Below are 18,497 nucleotides of genomic sequence, written 5' to 3' on the forward strand. Positions count from 1 at the left end.
CGCCCGGACACGACCCCTGCGCTGGCCTACGGCGCCTCGCCCTCCATCACGCGGCGCAGCATCGCGAGCACCCGGCCCCGCACCGGCCGGCGGCGTGGCACGATAAGAATCGTGTCATCGCCGGCCACGGTTCCAACGACGTCGGGCCACTGCATTTCGTCGATGGCCGCCGCGACGGCGTTGGCGCGGCCGGTGAGGGTGTGCACCACCACGAGGTCGTCCCCGGCGTCGACGGACAGCACGTACTCCGTCACCGCGTGGTGCAATCGCCGCAGGACGTCGGCGGGCGACGGCCGCTCCGGGGCGACGTACTGGGAGCGCCCGCCGGACAGCGGAACTTTGACGAGGCCGATGCGCTTGATGTCGCGCGACACTGTCGCCTGCGTGACGGCGAGGCCTTCCTGCCGCAGCCGCTCGACCAGATCGTCCTGGGTCTCGATCGCGTGGCGGCCGAGAATGTCGCGAATCCGGCGCTCGCGCTCGGCACGCGTGGCCTCCCGCCGGCCGGGTGCGGCGGCCCGCTTCGGCGGGGACGCGACGCGGGGGGTATCCACCGCCATCGTCACGCGGACTTTCCGCCGCCGTGCGGCGGCGCCACGGTGGCCCGCTCGGCGGGCACGGCGGGCAGCCCGGCCAGCCACGACAGCGTGCGTGTGACCGCACCTCGGGCGGCCTGCATCTGCTCGGTCACGCGCTCGGGCGCGGTCCCGCCCTCGGAGCGCTTCGTCGCGACCGCGCCGGCCGGCGTGGTGAGATCGGGCACGTCGGAGGCGAGCAGCGGACTGAACTCCCGGTACTCGTCCGGCGAAAGCTCCCAGAGTTCGCGCCCATGCTCCTGCGCGTAGAGGACGATGCGGCCGACGAGCTCGTGCGCCTCGCGAAACGGCACGCCCTTCCGCGCCAGGTAGTCCGCGAGCTCCGTCGCCCCCATGAACCCGCCGCGCAGGTGCGCGGCGATGCGCGCCTCCTCGAAGCGGATGCCGTGGAGGAGGATCCCCATGACCTGCAGGCTCGCCTGGACGGTATCGACGGTGTCGAAGACGGCGTCCTTGTCCTCCTGCAGATCGCTGTTGTAGGCGAGCGGGAGCCCGCGCAGCATCGCCAGGATCGCGGTGAGGTCGCCGAGGACGCGGGCGGCCTTCCCGCGCACCAGCTCCGCGGCGTCGGGGTTCTTCTTCTGCGGCATGATGCTGCTGCCGCTGCTGATCGTGTCGAGCAGTTCGACGAACCCGAATTCCGAGGTCGCCCACAGGACGATCTCGGTCGCGAGCCGCGACAGGTGCGACATGAGGAGCGACCCGGCCGCGATGAACTCGACGGCGAAGTCCCTGTCCGCCGTCGCATCGAGACTGTTCTCCGCGACCCGCGAGAATCCGAGCAGCGAGGCGACGATCTGCCGGTCGATCGGGTACGAGGTGCCGGCGAGCGCCGCCGCGCCCAGCGGCAGGACGTCGGTCCGCGCGAACACCTCCCGAAAGCGCTCCGCGTCGCGCTGCAGCATCCACACATACGCCAGGAGGTGGTGGGCGAGAAGCACCGGCTGGGCCCGCTGCAGGTGGGTGTAGCCGGGAATGATCACCGACGGGTGCGACTCGGCGAGTGCGAGCAGGACCTGCTGCAGCGCGACAGTCCGTCCCACGAGCGTGACGATCTCGCCCTTGAGATACACGCGCAGATCGGTCGCGACCTGATCGTTGCGCGACCGGGCCGTATGCAGGCGCCCCGCGACATCGCCGAGGCGCGTGCGGAGCTGGACCTCGACAAACGAATGAATGTCTTCCGCGCCCTGGATCGCGAGCATGCCGGCGTCGATCTCCTGGAGCAGCTCACCCAGGCCGCGGACGAGCTGGTCGGCTTCGTCGGTCTCGATGATCCGGCACCGTCCCAGCATGTTCGCGTGGGCGATGCTGCCGAGGATGTCGGCGCGGTACAGCCGGCGGTCGAACGGCAGGGAGGTCGTAAATGCGGCGACCGTTGGATCGATGGTGCCCCGGAACCGGCCGCCCCACATCCGGGCGGTCGCCGGCTCCTCGGGGGGCCGTCCACGCGGCCGTTCGTTCATGACGCGCGTCTCCGGGTCAGCGCCGTCCCCCGGCCGCGACGTCGCCGGAGGGGAGCGGAATCGGCGACGGGTCCTGCGTACTCTCCGGATTCGTGCCGGCGAAGACCTTGGTGGGCAGGCCGAAGAGCCGGATAAACCCCTCCGCGTCCTTCTGGTCGTAGCCGGCGCCCCGCCCGAAGGTCGCCAGCGCGTGGCTGTACAACGACCGGTCGGCCCGGCGGCCCACCACCGTGCACGTGCCCTTGTAGAGTTTCACGCGCGCGCTGCCCGAGACCGTCTCCTGGGTCGACGATACAAACGCGTCGAGGGCGCGCCGCAGCGGCGAGTACCACAGCCCGTAGTAGACGAGCTCGGCGTACCGCGGCGCCACGAGCGCCTTGAAGTGTTGCGTCTCCCGGTCGAGTGTGATCGTCTCGAGATGGTGATGCGCCTCCATGAGCACGGTCCCCCCGGGCGTCTCGTACACCCCCCGGCTCTTCATGCCCACCAGGCGGTTCTCCACGAGGTCGACCCGCCCGACCCCGTGCGCGCCCGCGCGGCGGTTGAGCGCGGCCACGAGATCCACGGGATCGAGCCGGCGGCCGTCGACGGCCACCGGCGTCCCGCGCTCGAACCCGATCTCGACGTACTCCGGCGCCTCGGGGGCCTTCGCCGGGTCCACCGTCAGCCGGAACATCTCGGCCGGCGGCTCGGTCCAGGGATCCTCCAGCACGCCGCTCTCGAAGCTCAGGTGCCAGAGGTTTTGGTCCATGCTGTACGGCTTCTCGCGGGTGACCGGCACCGGGACCCCGTGGGCCCGCGCGTAGTCGATCTCCTCTTCGCGGGACCCGAGCGTCCACTCGCGCCAGGGGGCGATCACGCTAAGCTGCGGAGCCAGCGCCTGATACGCCAGCTCGAACCGAACCTGATCGTTGCCCTTGCCCGTGCACCCGTGGGCGAGCGCGTCGCACCCTTCGGCCCGGGCGACCTCGACCTGCACGCGCGCGATCAGCGGCCGCGCGAGCGACGTCCCGAGCAGATACCGGCCCTCGTAGACGGCACCGGCCCGCAGCGCCGGCATGATGTAGTCCGTGACGAAGATCCGCCGCACGTCCACGACGTGGACCGCGTCGGCGCCGCTCCGGCGCGCCTTGTCTCTGACCTGATCGAAGTCGTCGCCCTGGCCGACATCCGCGACCACCGCGACCACCCGCGCGCCGGGATGCCGCTCCTTGAGCCAGGGGATGATGACGGAGGTGTCGAGCCCTCCGCTGTAGGCGAGCGCGATGTTCCGTGGCTGTCCCATGTAACTCTCCTTCACGGCGCGTGTCGCCGGCCTACGCCGGCGCCGGAGCCTGCGCCGTCACGTCCTTGAGCGCGGCCTCGAACAGCTCGATCGCGCGATCGACGTCCGCGCGCGTGGCGATCAGCGGCGGCACGAAGCGCACGGAGGTCGGCCGGACGTTGTTCACCAGCAGGCCGCGGGCCAGGCACGCCGCGACGACCTTCTCGGACGGCAGCGTCACCTCGGCCGCGACCATGAGCCCGCGGCCCCGGACCTCGGTGACGGCCGGCGTGCGCGCGGCCAGTTCGCTGAGCCGGCCCATCAGATACGCGCCGGTCTCCCGGGCGTTCTCCACCAACCGCTCCGCCTCGATCGTGTCGATCACGGCGAGCGCGGCGGCGCAGACCAGCGGATTGCCGCCGAACGTCGTGCCGTGCGTGCCCGGCTGCAGGACCTGCATGACCTCATCGCGCGCCACGACCGCGCCGATCGGGACTCCGCCGCCGAGGCCCTTCGCCAGCGCCAGGACATCGGGGGTCACCCCGGCGTGCTGGTAGGCGAACCACCGCCCCGTCCGCCCGAATCCGGTCTGGATCTCGTCGAGCACCAGCAACAGGCCGCGCTCATCGCACAGCCGGCGGAGCCCGCCGAGAAACGCATCGCTCGCCGGATGGATGCCGCCCTCGCCCTGCACCGGTTCTATCAGCACGGCGGCCGTCTTGGGCCCCACCGCCCGCGCCACGGCCCCGAGGTCGTTGAACGGCACCTCCACGAAGCCGGGCAGCATCGGCTCGAATCCCTCATGATACTTCGGATTCATCGTCGCCGCGAGCGCGCCCATCGTCCGGCCGTGGAAGCTGTGGCTCGCCACGATGATCTCGTAGACGTCGGCCCCCCGGCGCGCCCGGCCGGCCTTGCGGGCCAGCTTGATCGCGGTCTCCGCGGCCTCCGCGCCGCTGTTGCAGAAGAACACCCGGCCGTTCGCGATGCCGGTCACCGCCACCAGGCGCTCCGCGAGCCGCGCCTGCTCCGGGATCTGGAAGAGGTTGGAGACGTGCACGAGCCGGGCCGCCTGCTGCTGGATCGCCGCCACCTGGCGCGGATGCGCGTGCCCGAGCACGTCGACGGCGATCCCGGCGACGAAGTCCAGGTACTCCTTGCCCTCCAGGTCCCAGAGCCGCATCCCGCGGCCCTCCCGAAACGCCACGGGCGCCCGCCGGTAGTTCGGCGCCAGAACCCGGCCGCTCAACTCCACGATCTCGCGCGTCGTCATCTGCCCCTCCTGGAAAACCGCGTCCGGTCCCTGCGCCTACGGCGTGAGCATCGTCCCGATCCCGCGCTCGGTGAACAGTTCCACCAGCAGGGCGTTCGGGACGGTTCCGTTGATGATGTGCGCGCTCGGCACGCCCCCGCGGATCGCGTCGAGGCACGCCGCGACCTTCGGAATCATCCCGCGGCTGATCGTGCCGTCGCGGATCATGGCCTCGGCGTCGGCCGCGCGCAGTTCCGACACCGGCGTGCGCGCGTCGCCGCCGCCCCGCCCCGCGAAGCCGGGGTCCCGATACACCCCGTCGACGTCGGTCAGCAGGATGAACTTGCTCGCGCCGACCGCGACCGCCAGCGCCCCGGCCGCGGTGTCGGCGTTCAGATTGTAGCTCGCCCCGTCCTCGCCGATGCCGATCGAGGCGATGATCGGAATGTACCCGTCGCGGCTCAGCGCGCGCACGAGTCCCGGGTCGACCGCCTCCACTTCGCCGACCTGGCCCAGGTCGACCTCGGCCCGGTACTTCCTCGCGAGCAGCATGCGCCCGTCTTTCCCGCTGAGCCCGACCGCGCGCCCGCCGGCCTGCGTGACAGCCGAGACCAACGACTTGTTGGCCCGGCCGGCCAGCACCATCTCCACGACGTCCATCGTCTCGGCGTCGGTCACGCGGAGCCCCTGCACAAACGTGGACGGCTTGCCGAGCCGCTCGAGCATGCGCGTAATCTCCGGCCCCCCGCCGTGGACCAGCACCGGATCGATGCCGGCGCCCTTGAGCAGCACGAGATCGCCGGCCAGGGTGGCCCGGCCGTCCTGCCCCCGATGGGGGGCGACGTCGAGGACGCTCCCGCCGAACTTCACGACGACCGTCCTGCCCTTCCAGGCATTGACGTACCGGAGCCCCTGGGCGATCACGCTGCCCGCGAGGTCGGTCTCGCCCGTTGCCGCCGCCGGGATCCGGCTCATCGCGTCCTCACGTCAGGTAGTGGGCGTTCTCTTTCACATACTCTTCGGTCAGGTCGCTCGTCCACATCGTCGCCTCGGCCTTGCCGAGCCCGAGATCGACCACGACCGCGACGGTGTCGCCGGCCATGTAGCGGACGAGTTCCTCCAGACCTTCCGGTTCGCCCGCCGGGCCGCCGCGGTCGGCGACGAGCACCGGGCCGATGCGCACCGACATCCGCTCCGGCTGGACCTCCGCGCCGGAGGCGCCCACCGCGACGAAGATCCGGCCCCAGTTCGGCGACCGGCCGTAGATCGCGGTCTTGACGAGCGGTGAGAGCGCGACCGCCCGCGCCGCCCGGTACGCATCGTCCTCGCTCTGCGCGCCGCGGACCGTGACCTCGATCAACTTGGTTCCGCCCTCGGCGTCCCGCGGGATCATGCGCGCGAGGTTCGTGGCGCACGCCGCGAGCGCCGCCTCGAAGGCATCGAGCGCCTCGCCGGGTTCGGTGATCTCGGGCGCCCCGGCCTCGCCGTTGGCCAGCATGAGGATCGTATCGTTCGTGCTCTGGTCCCCGTCGATCGTGATCCGATTATACGAGACGTCGGCGGCCCGGCGCAGCGCCGCGTGGAGCAGCGGGAGCGCCACCGCGGCGTCGGTGGTCAGCACGGTGAGCGTCGTGGCCATCTGCGGGTGGATCATCGCGGCGCCCTTCGTCATGCCGCCCACGGTCACCACCTGCCCGTGGATGGGCACCTGGACCGCCGCCGTCTTCGGCACCGTGTCGGTCGTCATGATCGCCTCCGCGGCGGCGGCGCCGTCCGGGCCGAGCAGGCGCACGGCCTCCGGGATGCCGTGGCGCACCGCGTCCATCGGAAGCGGCCGGCCGATCACGCCCGTGCTGCACACGTACGCCAGGTCCTCGGCGATGCCGAGCCCCTGGGCCGTGAGGAGCCCCATCTCCCGGGCGTCCCGCATCCCCTGCTCTCCGGTGCAGGCGTTGGCGTTGCCGCTGTTGAGCACCACGGCCTGGCCGCGCCCCGTCCGGATGCGCTCGATGTCGAGGAGGACCGGCGCCGCCTTGACCTTGTTGGACGTGAAGACGCCGGCCGCCCCGGCCGGGACGCGGGAGAACACGAGCGCGAGGTCCTTCTTCTGCGGCTTGATCCCGCAGTGCACGCCGGCCGCGACGAAGCCCTGCGCGGACGTCACGCCGCCCTGGATCAACCGCGACACCCCCTCCGCCATGCCGCCTCCTCCCCTTCCCCCGCCGCGATCCGCTACGGGTACACGCCGGGCGTCCGGAGCCCCGTATCCTCCGGCAGTCCGCACATGACGTTCAGGTTCTGGACCGCCTGGCCGGCCGCGCCCTTCCCCAGGTTGTCGATCGCGGCCATCGCCACGAGCGTGTCGGTGCGGGCGTCGACGCGCACCGCGACATCGCAGAAGTTGCTGCCGAGGGTCGCCTTGGTCTGGGGCAGGGCGCCGTCCGGCAGCACCCGCACGAACGGCTCACCCGCGTAGGCGTCGCGCAGCCGCGCCTGGACCGCGGCCCCATCCACCGGACGCGCGAGCCGCGCGTACGCGGTCACGAGAATTCCGCGGGTCATCGGGGCGAGGTGCGGAACGAAGGTCACGGCAACCGGGCCGCCCGCCTGGGTCGAGAGCTCCTGTTCGATCTCCGCGGTGTGATTGTGCGTGGCCACCGAGTACGGGCGCAGATCCTCGTTCGTCTCCGAGTACCCGTAGCCGCCCGCGGCTCCGCCCCGGCCGGCGCCCGAGACGCCGGAGACCGCGTTGATCACGATGCCGTCCCGGGCGATCAGGCCCGGCTTGAGAAACGGCGCCAGCGCGAGCAGCGCCGCCGCCGGGTAGCATCCCGGGTCGGCGACGAGGCGCGCCGCCGGAATCTCGCCGCGGTGCAGCTCGGTCAGCCCGTATACCGCCTCGGCCAGATACCGGGGAGCCCGGTGCTCGAATTTGTACCATACCGGATACTCGGCGGGGTCGCGCAGGCGGAAGTCGGCGGCCACGTCGATCACCCGCACACCGCGCTCGAGCAGCTCCGGCACCTGCGCCATGGCCTTCCCGCTCGGAAGCGACACGATCACCACGTCCGAGTCGGGCGCGATCGCGGCCGCGTTCGCCTCCTCGGTGACGAGATCCACGAAGCCGCGCAGGTTGGGGTAGAGGTCGGAGAAGGGCCGGCCCTTGTGGGTCTCGGCCGTCAGGTGCGTCAGACGGACGTCGGGATGGGTGGCGAGCAGGCGCACCGCCTCCGCCCCGCCGTAGCCCGATGCTCCGATCACACTGACCCGGACCGCCATCCGCGCCCCCGATCCTTCAAACGATAGCATAATCATACAGACTTATGAATAAAGTTGCAAGCCCGAATCCAGGGAACGCCGGACGGATCGGACGGACTAGCGGGGCGCCGCGTCGATGCCGAGGTAGGCCGTCCGCACCTGCGTGTTGTTGGCCAGCTCGACGGCGGTGCCGTGCATCACCACCCGGCCGCTCTCGAACACGTAGGCGCGCTGCACCAGGGTCAGCGCGCGGGCCGCGTTCTGTTCGACCAGGAGCATCGCCATGCCCATGGCATGGATCTTCTGGATCGCGTCGAAGGCGGCATCGGTCACGACCGGCGCGAGCCCCAGCGACGGCTCGTCGAGCATAAGGAGCCGCGGCTGCAGCATGAGCCCGCGGCCGACGGCCAGCATCTGCTGTTCGCCCCCGCTCATCGTGCCGGCCACCTGCCGCCGGCGCTCGGCCAGCACCGGAAAGATGCCGAAGACCTGGTCCAGGGTCCGACGGCGCGCACGCCTGGCCCGCGGGATGTAGGCGCCGATCTCCAAGTTCTCCTGCACGGTCATCTCGGGGAACACCTGGCGGCCTTCGGGCACGTGGGCGATCCCCAGCTCGGCGACCCGGTACGGAGGCAGGTCTGCGATGTTCGTGCCGTCAAACGTGATTGTCCCGGTGCGAAGACGCAGCAACCCGGAGATCGCGCGCAGCGTGGTGCTCTTGCCGGCCCCGTTGGCGCCCAGCAGGCCGACGGCCTCTCCCTCGCCGACGGTGATGTTCACGTCGGTCACGGCGGTGACGGCCCCGTAGGCCGCGCTCACGCCGGCGAGCGCTAGCACCGCCGGCCTCCGGGAGCGGCCGCACTATCGGGCTCACACATGCACGTAGCTGCTCCCCAGGTAGGCCCGGATGACCTCGGGGTCCCGCGCGATGTCGGCCGGACCTCCCTCCGCGATCTTCCGTCCGTGGTCCAGCACCACGATGTGCCGCGCCACGGCCATGATGGCGCGCATCACGTGCTCCACGATCACAATGGTCAGACCGCGCCGGGACAGTTGCTCCACGAGCGCGACGGCCTGATCGATCTCCGTCGGGTTCAGCCCGGCCATGACCTCGTCGAGCAGCAGCAGGCGCGGTTCGGTCACGAGCGCCCGGGCCAGCTCGAGCCGCCGCTGGTCGATGGCGGTGAGATCGCACGCCAGGACCCCCTCCTTGGCCGACAACCCCACGAAGTCGATGGCATCGCGGGCCCGCCGGCGCGCGACGTGCACCCTCTTGTGGCGCAGGAACGCCCCGGTCATCACGTTTGCCAGCACCGTCATTTTGCCGAAGGGCCGAACCACCTGGAAGGTGCGGGCCACCCCGTGCGCACACACGTCGTACGGGCGCAGGCCGGCGAGTTCCCGGCCGAACGCCAGGATCGAGCCCGCATCAGGACGATAATACCCGGTGATCAGGTTGAAACTGGTGGTCTTGCCCGCCCCGTTGGGTCCGATCAGGGCCACCGTGTGCCCTTCCGGCACCGAAAAGGACAGGTCCTGAACAGCCCGCAGCCCGCCGAATCGCTTGCTGAGACCGCGAACGACCAGGGACTCACCCATTGAGCGGCGCGCCCTTTCGCTCGCCGGCCGCCCCGCCCGGCGCGGCGTTCGTGACGGTTCGGACCACCCGATCGTAGACATCCGTCAGCACTCCGAGCAGGCCCGTCGGCCGCCACAGGATGACGGCCATCAGGATGACCGCGTAGAGGGTCAGCTGCACGCCGCCGCGCGCGCCGCCGAGCCAGCTCTGCATCAGCGCGGAGGTCGGCTCGAGCAGCGCCGTGCCGATAACGGGACCCCACAACGTGCCGATCCCGCCGACGATCGACACGAGCGCCGCCTCCACGGACACGTTGAAGCTGAAGGCCGTGTTGGGATCGATAAAGTAGATGTACTGGACGTAGAACGTCCCGGCGAGCCCGGTGAGGAACGCGCTGATCAGGTAGATGTCCCGCTTGATCCGCGGGACGTTGACGCCCACGGCTTCGGCCGCGTCCTGGTCCTCGCCGACCGCGACCAGGTAGTATCCCATCCAAGAGCGCTCGATCCAGTAGGTGACGGCGAGCCCGAGTGCCAGCAGGCCGAGGGCGATGTAATAGTATGCCGCCTTGGCATCGAACTGCATCATCCACGGCGAGTTGCCCTGGTTCGGGATCGTGGTGCCTTCCGCGCCCCACGCGAAGTTGCGGAACTTCAGAAACAGGAGCATCAAGGTCTGCGCCGTCCCGATCGTGGCGATGGCAAAGTAGGGCCCGCGCAGGCGAAAGCACAGCGCTCCGATCGGCAGACTGGCGAGCATCGCCACGACGCCGCCGGCGGCGATGCCGATCCACGGCGATACGCCGAAGCGAATGAGCACGATCGTCGAGGTGTAGGCGCCGAGGCCGAAATACGCGGCGTGGCCCAGGGACAGCTGTTTGGCGTACCCCCCCAGCAGGTTCCACGCCACCCCGATGAACGCGAAGAGCAGCACTCTGATGAAGATGTCGATGGCGAAGGGATCGGCCACGATTCGCGGCAGCAGGATGAGACTCAGCGCCGCCGCCGCGAGTCCGATGACGCGCCAAGAACGCCGCCCGCGTTCTATCGGATCCGCCCCCCGAACAGTCCGCTCGGCCTGACCGTCAGCGTCAACAGCAGGACGGCGAATACCACGATCAGCCCGGAGTCCGCCCCGATGAACTGGATGCCCAGCGACTCGGCCATCCCCATCATCAGGCCCGCGATGAGGGCGCCCGTCACGTTGCCCAGCGTCCCGAGGACGACGGCCACGAACGCCATGAGCACAAACACCTGGCCGACCGTCGGGTAGACGGCATAGAACGGCAACAGGAGCGAGCCGGCGGCGCCGGCGAGCGCGAGCGCGAGCCCCACGGCGACGCCGAAGACCTGATCGGGGTTGACGCCCATCAGCATCGCCACGTCCCGGTTCTGCGCCGCCGCCCGCATCGCTTTGCCGAGGTCGGTGGCGCGCAGGAACACCTCCAGCGCCGCACTGAGCAGCATCGCGAGCACGAACGCCGTGAGCCGCGCCACCCCGACGTACAGCGGCCCGATGCGGATGGCCGACTCCGTGTAGCTCGTGTGCACCGTCCGGTAGTCGGCCGTGAACAACAGGAGCGCCAGGTTCATGAGCAGCAGCGAGAGCGCAAACGTCAGGAAGATCTGGGGCATGTCGCCGAGGCCGAGCACGCGCCGGATCAGCGTTCGCTGCAGCAGCACGCCGGCGACGAACAGCACCGGCATGGACACGAGCAGCGACGCGAGGGGGTCCACGGCGAAGCGGACGGCGAGCCAGTAGCTGATGTACATGCCGATCATCACGAACTCGCCGTGGGCGAAGTTGACGATCTTCACCACGCCGAAGATCAGCGTGACCCCGATGCTCACGAGCGCGTAAATGCCGCCGATGAGCAGGCCGTTCACCAGGGCCTGAGCGACGACCGCCGTCATGCGCCGGGCGGCTAAGGTTTCATCAGCGACGCCCGAGCCTCGTCCTTCGGGAACACCGTCACCAGGTCGCCTTTCTGCCACTGGACGCCCACCGGATGGCCGTAGACGTTCTTGCCGGTGGCCGGGTCGAACTTGACCTTCCCGCCCGGCGCCATCGCGGCGTACCCCTTCGAAACGTCGAGGGCGGCCAGCGCGTCCCGGACCTTGCGCGGGTCGGTCGACGCCGCCCGTTCCAACGCGTCGGCGAGCATGAACGTTTGGGCAACCAGCCCGCCGGCGTACTCGAAGATGAACTCCCCGTACTGCTTCTGATAGGCCGTGTTCACGGTTCTCGCGTCGGCGTTGATGTCGTGGTTCCAGTGCGCCACCCCGAGCAGTCCCTCCGCGTCCTTGCCCACGCCCTTGTAGAACTCGGGCTGGACAAACCCTCCCGAGCCGCCGTTGATCGGGATGCCGACGCCCATCTGCTTCATCGTGCGGACGATCAGAATCAGGTCGTTGAGGTAGGACACGGCGAACAGCGTGGTGGCGCCGGAAGCCTTGACCTTGTTGACGAGCGGGCTGGCGTCGGTGAAGCCCGCGGAATACGGTTCGAACATGACGATGTCGACGCCTTCGCCGGCCGCCTGATCCTGGAGGCCCTTGGAGGTCGACGTCCCGAACGCCGTGTTCTCGAACACCACCGCCACCTTCGGCTTGTCGCTGATCAGCCGGCTCATCTGCAGCTGTGCTTTCGCGAACTGGGAGGCTCGGGAAAATGGCGTGAACGTGTACCTGCGGCCGCCCTGGTTGAGTTGGTCGGAGCTCGAGCCGGTGATGAGCGGCACCTTCGCCCGCTCGGCCACTTCGCTGGCAATCAGGGTCAACGCGCTCGCGTAGCACCCGTGGATCGCAGAGAGCTTGTGCTGGGTAATCAACCGCTCCGTCTCCGTGCGGGTGACCGTGGTGTCGCTCTGCACATCGGAGAGGATGAGGTTCAATTTGGCGCCGCCGAGCGCCCGAATGCCGCCCCGGCCGTTCACCATCTGGACCGCGAGCTTGGCGGCGTTGACACAGCCCTGCCCGATTTGCCCGAGACCACCGGTTACCGGATAGAGCCCCCCGATGTTGACGTCGGCGGGCGCGGCCTCCGACCTCAGGACCGCGGCGCCGAATCCGGAGACCGCGCCGGCGGCGACGGTGCCGCGCGCGACCGTGGTGAGAAAGCCTCTGCGGGTGTACTGCCTGTGCGAACTCCTACCCCTGGGCTTGTCCATCGTCTCCCCTCCTTCGGGTCGCGCGTAGGCGCGCGACGTTGGCTCCACTCTCGTGCACGAGCATCCTTGCACTGCGCCGCCGGACTCCGACCACCTCCTCCCCCACCCTGCCGGCGAGCAGCCTCGCGTCACCCGCGCGCGACCGGCGCGCCGTTCGCAGCGCCGCGGTGAACGCTCCCCGCCGCGCGGACGAGGCGCGCGGAGGCGCCGTCGACGCCCGCACCATGAGGCGCGGCCGCACCACCAGCGTCGCGGGCTCCTGCGCCGGACGTTGCGCCGCGGCCCGCAGGACCTCGTCCACCGCGATCCGAGCCAATTCGTCCGCGGGTTGGCGGACCGTCGTCAGCGGGGGATTGGCGAGCCGGGCGAGGTCGATGTCGTCGAACCCCACAACCGAGAGGTCCCGGGGGACGATGAGCCCGAGTTCCCTCGCCGCGGCCAGGACGCCAAACGCGCAGAGGTCATTCGCGGCGACGACGGCGGTGGGAGGACTCGGGGCCTTAAGCAGATGCCGGATGCCTATCTGGCCGACCTCGGCGCCCTCCGCGTCGCGGGACATGGTGTCGGCGCCTCGCCGCCACACGAGCGCCGGGTCCATCGCAAGGCCGGCGTGGACCAACGCGTCACGGTACCCCCGGTACCGTTCGACGCGGCTTGTAAACCGGGCGAGGTCGGAGATGAAGGCGATGCGGCGATGTCCCTGCCCGAGGAGATGCCGGGTCGCGAGCAGGCTCCCGTGGCGGTTGTCCACGCTGATGCTGGCCGCGGGGACGACGGCGTCCCCGTGGGATGGGAGTCCGAGGGCGACGACGGTGAGACCCCGGGCCATGAGGTCGGCGATGTGATCGAGGGACGGGAGGGAGGAGCCGAGAATGACGTCCCTGATGCCGTCACGCCACAGTCCCGCGACGTAGGCACGCTCGCGGGCCCGATCCCGGTCCGTGTTGCAGAGCACGACCTGGTAGCCGTGGGCCCTCGCCGCGCTTTCCACGTACACGGCGAAGCTCCCCCAAAACGGGTTGGCCACCGAGGGAACGACGAGCGCGATCGTCCGGGCGTGGCCGGTGCGGAGCTGGCGGGCGGCCCGGTTGGGACGGTAACGGAGACGCGCGATGGCACGGTCCACCCGGCGGCGCGTCGCGGGCCGCATGCGCCCGGAGCGACCATTCAGCACGTTGGAGACGGTGCTCACGGACACTCGGGCAAGCCGGGCGACGTCTCGGATCGTCGTGGACTCGGCCAGACCCGTCCCCTCCTGCCGGCCTGGCCCCGGTCGTGTCCCGTCCGTGGGGCCGGATCGTAGCAGCGAGTTGCGCAGCGTGAGGCCGGAGCTGCGGAACTGGTGTATCGTTTTACTTGGTAGAAGGTTACACCGGTCTCGGGCGCATTGTCAAGGAATTGGGGGGGCCGGGGGGCCGGTCTAGAGGGGCGAGACCTCCATCGCCGCGTGCGGGGCCGGGATCTCCCCGGCCCGGATCGCGGTGAGGACGTCGAGGAAGGCCGCCGCCGTGTCGAGCGAGGTGAAGCACGGCAGGTGCCGCTCGAACGCCGCGCGGCGGAGCGCGAATCCGGCCCGCCCGGGCGTCCGCCCGCGCGTGGGCGTGTTGAGCACCAGGCTGACCGCGCGCTCGTGCACCAGCCGCAGCGCGGTCTCGGAGTCGCCGTTCTTGCTCACGTGAATCGCGTGCACCCCGTGCTCGGCGAGGTACTTCGCGGTGTCGTCGGTGGCGTAGACGGTGAAGCCGAGGTCGGCGAACCGCCGGACCAGGCCGACCGCGTCGGCCTTGTCCCGGTCGGCAACGCTGGCCAGGAGCGCCCGCTGCTCCGACATCTCGATGCCGGCCCCGACGAGGGCGCGATACAGGGCCCCCGGCAGGCTGCTGTTCTGCCCCATCACCTCGCCGGTGGAGGTCATCTCCGGACCCAAGAGCACGTCGAGTTGCGCCATCTTCTCGCTGCTGAACACCGGCGCCTTGACGGAGACGCGCGACGGGGCCGGCAGCCGGGTCACACCCGGGTAGCCGAGATCGGCGAGACGATGACCGAGCATCACGTGAACGGCGAGCCGGACGAGCGGCGCGCCGGACGCCTTGCTCACGAACGGGATCGTCCGGCTGCTCCGGAGGTTCGCCTCGAGGACGTAGACCCGGCCGTCCTTCACCACGAACTGAATGTTGAGGAAGCCCCGGACGTCGAGCGCCCGGGCGATCGCCACCGTCGCCGCGACGAGCTGCTCCGTCTCCTCGGGGGTGAGGTGCTGGGCCGGGAACACGGCGATGCTGTCGCCGGAATGCACGCCGGCCCGCTCGATGTGCTCCATCACGCCGGGGAGAAACACGGCGTCCCCGTCGCTGATCGCGTCCACTTCCACTTCGGTGCCTTCGACATACACGTCGGTGAGCACCGGGTGGTCCCGATCCGCGGCGAACGCCGACGCGAGATAGTGCGTGAGCTCCTCCCGCGTCATCACGATCTCCATGCCGCGGCCCCCGAGCACGTAGGACGGCCGCACGAGCAGTGGGAACCCGAGCCGCGCCGCGGCCGCCAGGCCCTCGTCGAGCGACCGCACCGCGCCGCCGGCCGGATGCGCGATCCCGAGCCGCCGGAGCAGCGCGTCGAACCTGCCGCGGTCCTCGGAGGCGTCGAGCGAGTCCACCGGCGTGCCGAGCACGCGCACGCCGTGCGCGGCGAGGGCACCGGCGAGATTGAGGCCCGTCTGGCCGCCCACCTGGACGATCACCGCGTCGGCCTGCTCGCGCTCGATCACATGGAGGACGTCCTCCACGGTGAGCGGCTCGACGTACAGACGGCTGGCCACGTCGAAATCCGTGCTGACCGTCTCGGGGTTGTTGTTGATCAGCACGGCGTCGAGGCCCTCGTCGCGGAGCGCACGGACGGCGTGCACGCTCGAATAATCGAACTCGATGCCCTGGCCGATGCGGATCGGCCCGGACCCCAGCACGACGATCCGGCGCCGCGAGCTCGCGGGGACTTCGTCTTCGAACGCGTACGTCGAATAGAAGTACGGCGTCACGGCCGGAAACTCGCCGGCGCAGGTGTCCACGACCTTGTACACCGGCCGGATACCGGCCGCGAGGCGCGTCCGGCGGACGGCGTCCGGCGTCGTCTCCCATACCCGCGCGATCGACGGGTCGGACAGGCCGAGCCGCTTCGCCGCCCGCAGCGTCTCGGGATCGCGGCGGGCGCGCAGGCCCTCCAGCATCGCCACGACGTTGGCGATCTTGTTGACGAAGAACAGGTCGATACGCGACAGATCGGCGATCTCCTGCGGCAGCATGCCGCGGCGCAGCGCCTCGGCGATCGCGAACACCCGCTCGTCGCAGGGCTCCGCGATCCGCTGCCGCAGCGCCTCGCGCGTCCAGCCCGCGGCCGGCTCGTACACCAGCCCGTCGATCCCCTGGTCGAGCGACCGCAGGGCCTTGAGGAGCGCCTCTTCCACCGTGCGGCCGATGGCCATCGCCTCGCCGGTCGACTGCATCTGCGTGCCGAGCCGGCGGTCCACGTACGGGAACTTGTCGAACGGCCAGCGCGGAATCTTCACCACGGCGTAGTCGAGCGCCGGCTCGAAGCAGGCGTAGGTCTGCCCGGTCACGGCGTTGCGGATCTCGTCGAGGGTGCGCCCGAGCGCGATCTTCGCCGCGACGCGGGCGATCGGGTAGCCGGTCGCCTTGCTGGCCAGGGCGCTCGAGCGGCTGACCCGCGGGTTGACTTCGATGACGTAGTACCGCGCGCTCGCCGGATCGAGCGCGAACTGGATGTTGCAGCCGCCCTCGATGCCCAGGCCGCGGATGATGCGCAGGCTGGCGCTGCGCAGCATCTGGTACTCGCGATCGCTCAGGGTCTGGCTCGGCGCGATCACGATGCTGTCCCCGGTGTGCACGCCCATCGGATCGAGGTTTTCCATGTTGCAGACGGTGATGCAGGTGTCCAGCCGGTCGCGCATCACCTCGTACTCGATTTCCTTCCACCCGGCGACCGACCGTTCGACGAGCACCTGATGGATGCGGCTCACGGCGAGGCCGCGCGCCGCGATCTCCTCCAGCATGCGCGCGTCGGACGCGATCCCGCCGCCGGTGCCCCCGAGGGTATACGCCGGCCGGATCACCACGGGGTAGCCGATCTGGGCGGCGAACGCGCGCGCCTCCTCCACGGTGTGGGCGACGACGCTCTCCGGCACCGGCTCGCCGAACCGCTGCATCGCCTCCTTGAACAGCTCGCGGTCCTCGGCCTGGCGAATCGCCTCAAGCGGCGTCCCGAGGAGCCGCACGCCGTACTCGTCGAGCACGCCGCCCTCGGCGAGCGCCACCGCGAGATTGAGGCCGGTCTGGCCGCCCAACGTGGCCAGCAGGCCCTGCGGGCGCTCCCGCTCGATGACCCGCGCGACAAACTCGACCGTGAGCGGCTCGATGTAGACCCGGTCGGCCGTCTCCACGTCGGTCATGATCGTCGCCGGGTTGCTGTTGATCAGGATGACCTCGACGCCTTCCTCCGAGAGCGCCCGGCACGCCTGGCTTCCGGAGTAGTCGAACTCGGCGGCCTGCCCGATCGTGATCGGGCCGGAGCCGACGACGAGGACCTTACGGATGCCGCCGGGCATCAGGGCATCACGGCGGCGGATTCGAGCATCTCCATCCAGGCATCGAACAGATAGGCCGAATCGAGCGGACCGGGCCGGCCTTCGGGATGATACTGGACGGTCATGATGGGCAGGCGCGGATGGCGGAGGCCCTCCACCGTCCCGTCGTTCAGGTTGCGGTGGGTGACGGCCAGTTCCGTCCCGCCGACCGACGCGTCGTCGACCGCGTACCCGTGGTTCTGCGTGGTGACGCACACGCGGCCGGTCACGAGATCCTTCACGGGATGGTTGCTGCCGCGGTGTCCGTAGGGCAGTTTGAATGTATCGGCGCCCGCGGCCCGGCCGATGATCTGATGGCCGAGGCAGATGCCGAACATCGGCAGGCGTCCCCACAGGCGCCGTACCTGCTCGACCTCGTGGGGCAGCGTCTGGGGATCGCCGGGGCCCGGCGAGAGCACGAGGCCGGCCGGCGAGAGATCGAGCACCTCCTCGGCCGTGGTCCGGTGCGGGAGGACCCACACGTCGCACCCGCGCTTTCTCAAGCCGTCGATGATCCCGGCCTTCACCCCGCAGTCCAGCAGGGCGAGCCGCGGCCCGGGCCCGGGCAGATGACGGACCGAGGGGGTCGACACCTCTCCCACCAGATCGAGCGTGCTGATGTCCGGCAGGGCCCGCGCCCGCGCGACGAGGTCCGCATCGGGCACGTCCTCTTCGGTGGAGACGAGGCCGCGTTTGAGACCCTGCGAGCGCAGGTGGCGGACCAAGAACCGCGTGTCGACACCGGCGATCCCCGGAATCTCCCAGCGGGCGAGCGTGGCGGCGAGCGTGCTCTCGGCCTGCCAGTGGTGCGGCAGATCCGCGGCCTCGCCGACAACGAAGCCCTCGACGTGCGGGCGGAACGACTCCCACGCCTCACCGCTCACGCCGTAATTGCCGATCAAGGGGTACGCCATCGTCACGATCTGGCCGTTGTAGGACGGGTCGGACAACACTTCTTCGTACCCCGTCATCGCCGTCGTGAAGACGACTTCGCCGCCGGCCCACCCCCGGGCGCCGATGGCGCGGCCCGTGAGCACCGTGCCGTCCTCGAGCGCGAGTCGTGCCCGCATCCGCATCCTCCCGGCCTGCTCCGCGAGGGCGGCGCACCCCCCGGCACAGGCTCTTAGTCGCGCATGATTATACTATGTCATGCATAAAGATGCAATTTCCCTGGGACGGGCCAAGGCACACACAAAAAGGGGAGCCCCAAAGAGGCTCCCCGATCGGCGCACGGTTACCCGGCGCACCATCGATCCCTCCCGGAGATCGTTAATGGT

At 70.3% G+C, this 18,497-nt stretch carries 15 protein-coding genes; all 15 read right to left on the reverse strand.

Features of this window, described 5'->3' with window-relative positions; translation table 11 throughout:
- Positions 1-26 precede the first annotated feature (26 nt).
- The 15 genes from argR to carA all read right to left on the reverse strand — a co-directional run bounded on the left by argR (position 27) and on the right by carA (position 18,290).
- Complete coding sequence (gene argR / locus VGZ23_03860; GenBank protein ID HEV2356731.1) at positions 27-566, reverse strand: arginine repressor; 540 nt, start codon at positions 564-566, stop codon at positions 27-29.
- On the reverse strand, positions 563-2,062 hold the full coding sequence (gene argH, locus VGZ23_03865) for an argininosuccinate lyase (GenBank protein HEV2356732.1): 1,500 nt from the start codon (positions 2,060-2,062) through the stop codon (positions 563-565). Before argH ends, argR begins: the two co-directional genes overlap by 4 nt.
- A 16-nt stretch (positions 2,063-2,078) precedes the next feature.
- Complete coding sequence (locus tag VGZ23_03870) at positions 2,079-3,347, reverse strand: argininosuccinate synthase (protein ID HEV2356733.1); 1,269 nt, start codon at positions 3,345-3,347, stop codon at positions 2,079-2,081.
- Between the two features lie 31 nt (positions 3,348-3,378).
- On the reverse strand, positions 3,379-4,599 hold the full coding sequence (locus tag VGZ23_03875; GenBank protein ID HEV2356734.1) for an acetylornithine transaminase: 1,221 nt from the start codon (positions 4,597-4,599) through the stop codon (positions 3,379-3,381).
- 36 nt (positions 4,600-4,635) lie between these two features.
- A complete protein-coding gene (gene argB / locus VGZ23_03880; GenBank protein HEV2356735.1) occupies positions 4,636-5,553 on the reverse strand; it encodes an acetylglutamate kinase in 918 nt (305 codons plus the stop codon).
- A 7-nt stretch (positions 5,554-5,560) separates the two neighbouring features.
- Positions 5,561-6,778 (reverse strand): bifunctional glutamate N-acetyltransferase/amino-acid acetyltransferase ArgJ, encoded by a 1,218-nt coding sequence (gene argJ, locus VGZ23_03885; GenBank protein ID HEV2356736.1) that lies wholly within the window; start codon positions 6,776-6,778, stop codon positions 5,561-5,563.
- A 32-nt stretch (positions 6,779-6,810) separates the two neighbouring features.
- Entirely contained in the window at positions 6,811-7,857 is a 1,047-nt protein-coding gene (gene argC, locus VGZ23_03890; GenBank protein ID HEV2356737.1) for an N-acetyl-gamma-glutamyl-phosphate reductase, read from the reverse strand.
- A gap of 96 nt (positions 7,858-7,953) precedes the next feature.
- Positions 7,954-8,673: an ABC transporter ATP-binding protein gene (locus tag VGZ23_03895; protein ID HEV2356738.1), complete on the reverse strand. Its 720-nt coding sequence runs from the start codon at positions 8,671-8,673 to the stop codon at positions 7,954-7,956.
- A 33-nt stretch (positions 8,674-8,706) separates the two neighbouring features.
- Entirely contained in the window at positions 8,707-9,435 is a 729-nt protein-coding gene (locus tag VGZ23_03900; protein HEV2356739.1) for an ABC transporter ATP-binding protein, read from the reverse strand.
- Entirely contained in the window at positions 9,428-10,384 is a 957-nt protein-coding gene (locus VGZ23_03905) for a branched-chain amino acid ABC transporter permease (protein ID HEV2356740.1), read from the reverse strand. Before VGZ23_03905 ends, VGZ23_03900 begins: the two co-directional genes overlap by 8 nt.
- 74 nt (positions 10,385-10,458) lie before the next feature.
- Positions 10,459-11,328, reverse strand: a complete 870-nt coding sequence (locus VGZ23_03910; protein HEV2356741.1) for a branched-chain amino acid ABC transporter permease — start codon at positions 11,326-11,328, stop codon at positions 10,459-10,461.
- A gap of 11 nt (positions 11,329-11,339) precedes the next feature.
- Positions 11,340-12,584, reverse strand: a complete 1,245-nt coding sequence (locus tag VGZ23_03915) for an ABC transporter substrate-binding protein (GenBank protein HEV2356742.1) — start codon at positions 12,582-12,584, stop codon at positions 11,340-11,342.
- On the reverse strand, positions 12,565-13,827 hold the full coding sequence (locus VGZ23_03920) for a LacI family DNA-binding transcriptional regulator (GenBank protein ID HEV2356743.1): 1,263 nt from the start codon (positions 13,825-13,827) through the stop codon (positions 12,565-12,567). The genes VGZ23_03915 and VGZ23_03920 overlap by 20 nt, the downstream gene beginning before the upstream one ends.
- 177 nt (positions 13,828-14,004) lie before the next feature.
- Positions 14,005-17,202, reverse strand: a complete 3,198-nt coding sequence (carB, locus tag VGZ23_03925) for a carbamoyl-phosphate synthase large subunit (GenBank protein HEV2356744.1) — start codon at positions 17,200-17,202, stop codon at positions 14,005-14,007.
- Positions 17,202-18,290 (reverse strand): glutamine-hydrolyzing carbamoyl-phosphate synthase small subunit, encoded by a 1,089-nt coding sequence (gene carA / locus VGZ23_03930; protein HEV2356745.1) that lies wholly within the window; start codon positions 18,288-18,290, stop codon positions 17,202-17,204. Before carA ends, carB begins: the two co-directional genes overlap by 1 nt.
- Positions 18,291-18,497 lie beyond the last annotated feature (207 nt).

This window comes from bacterium, from assembly GCA_035945995.1.
Taxonomy (GTDB): domain Bacteria; phylum Sysuimicrobiota; class Sysuimicrobiia; order Sysuimicrobiales; family Segetimicrobiaceae; genus DASSJF01.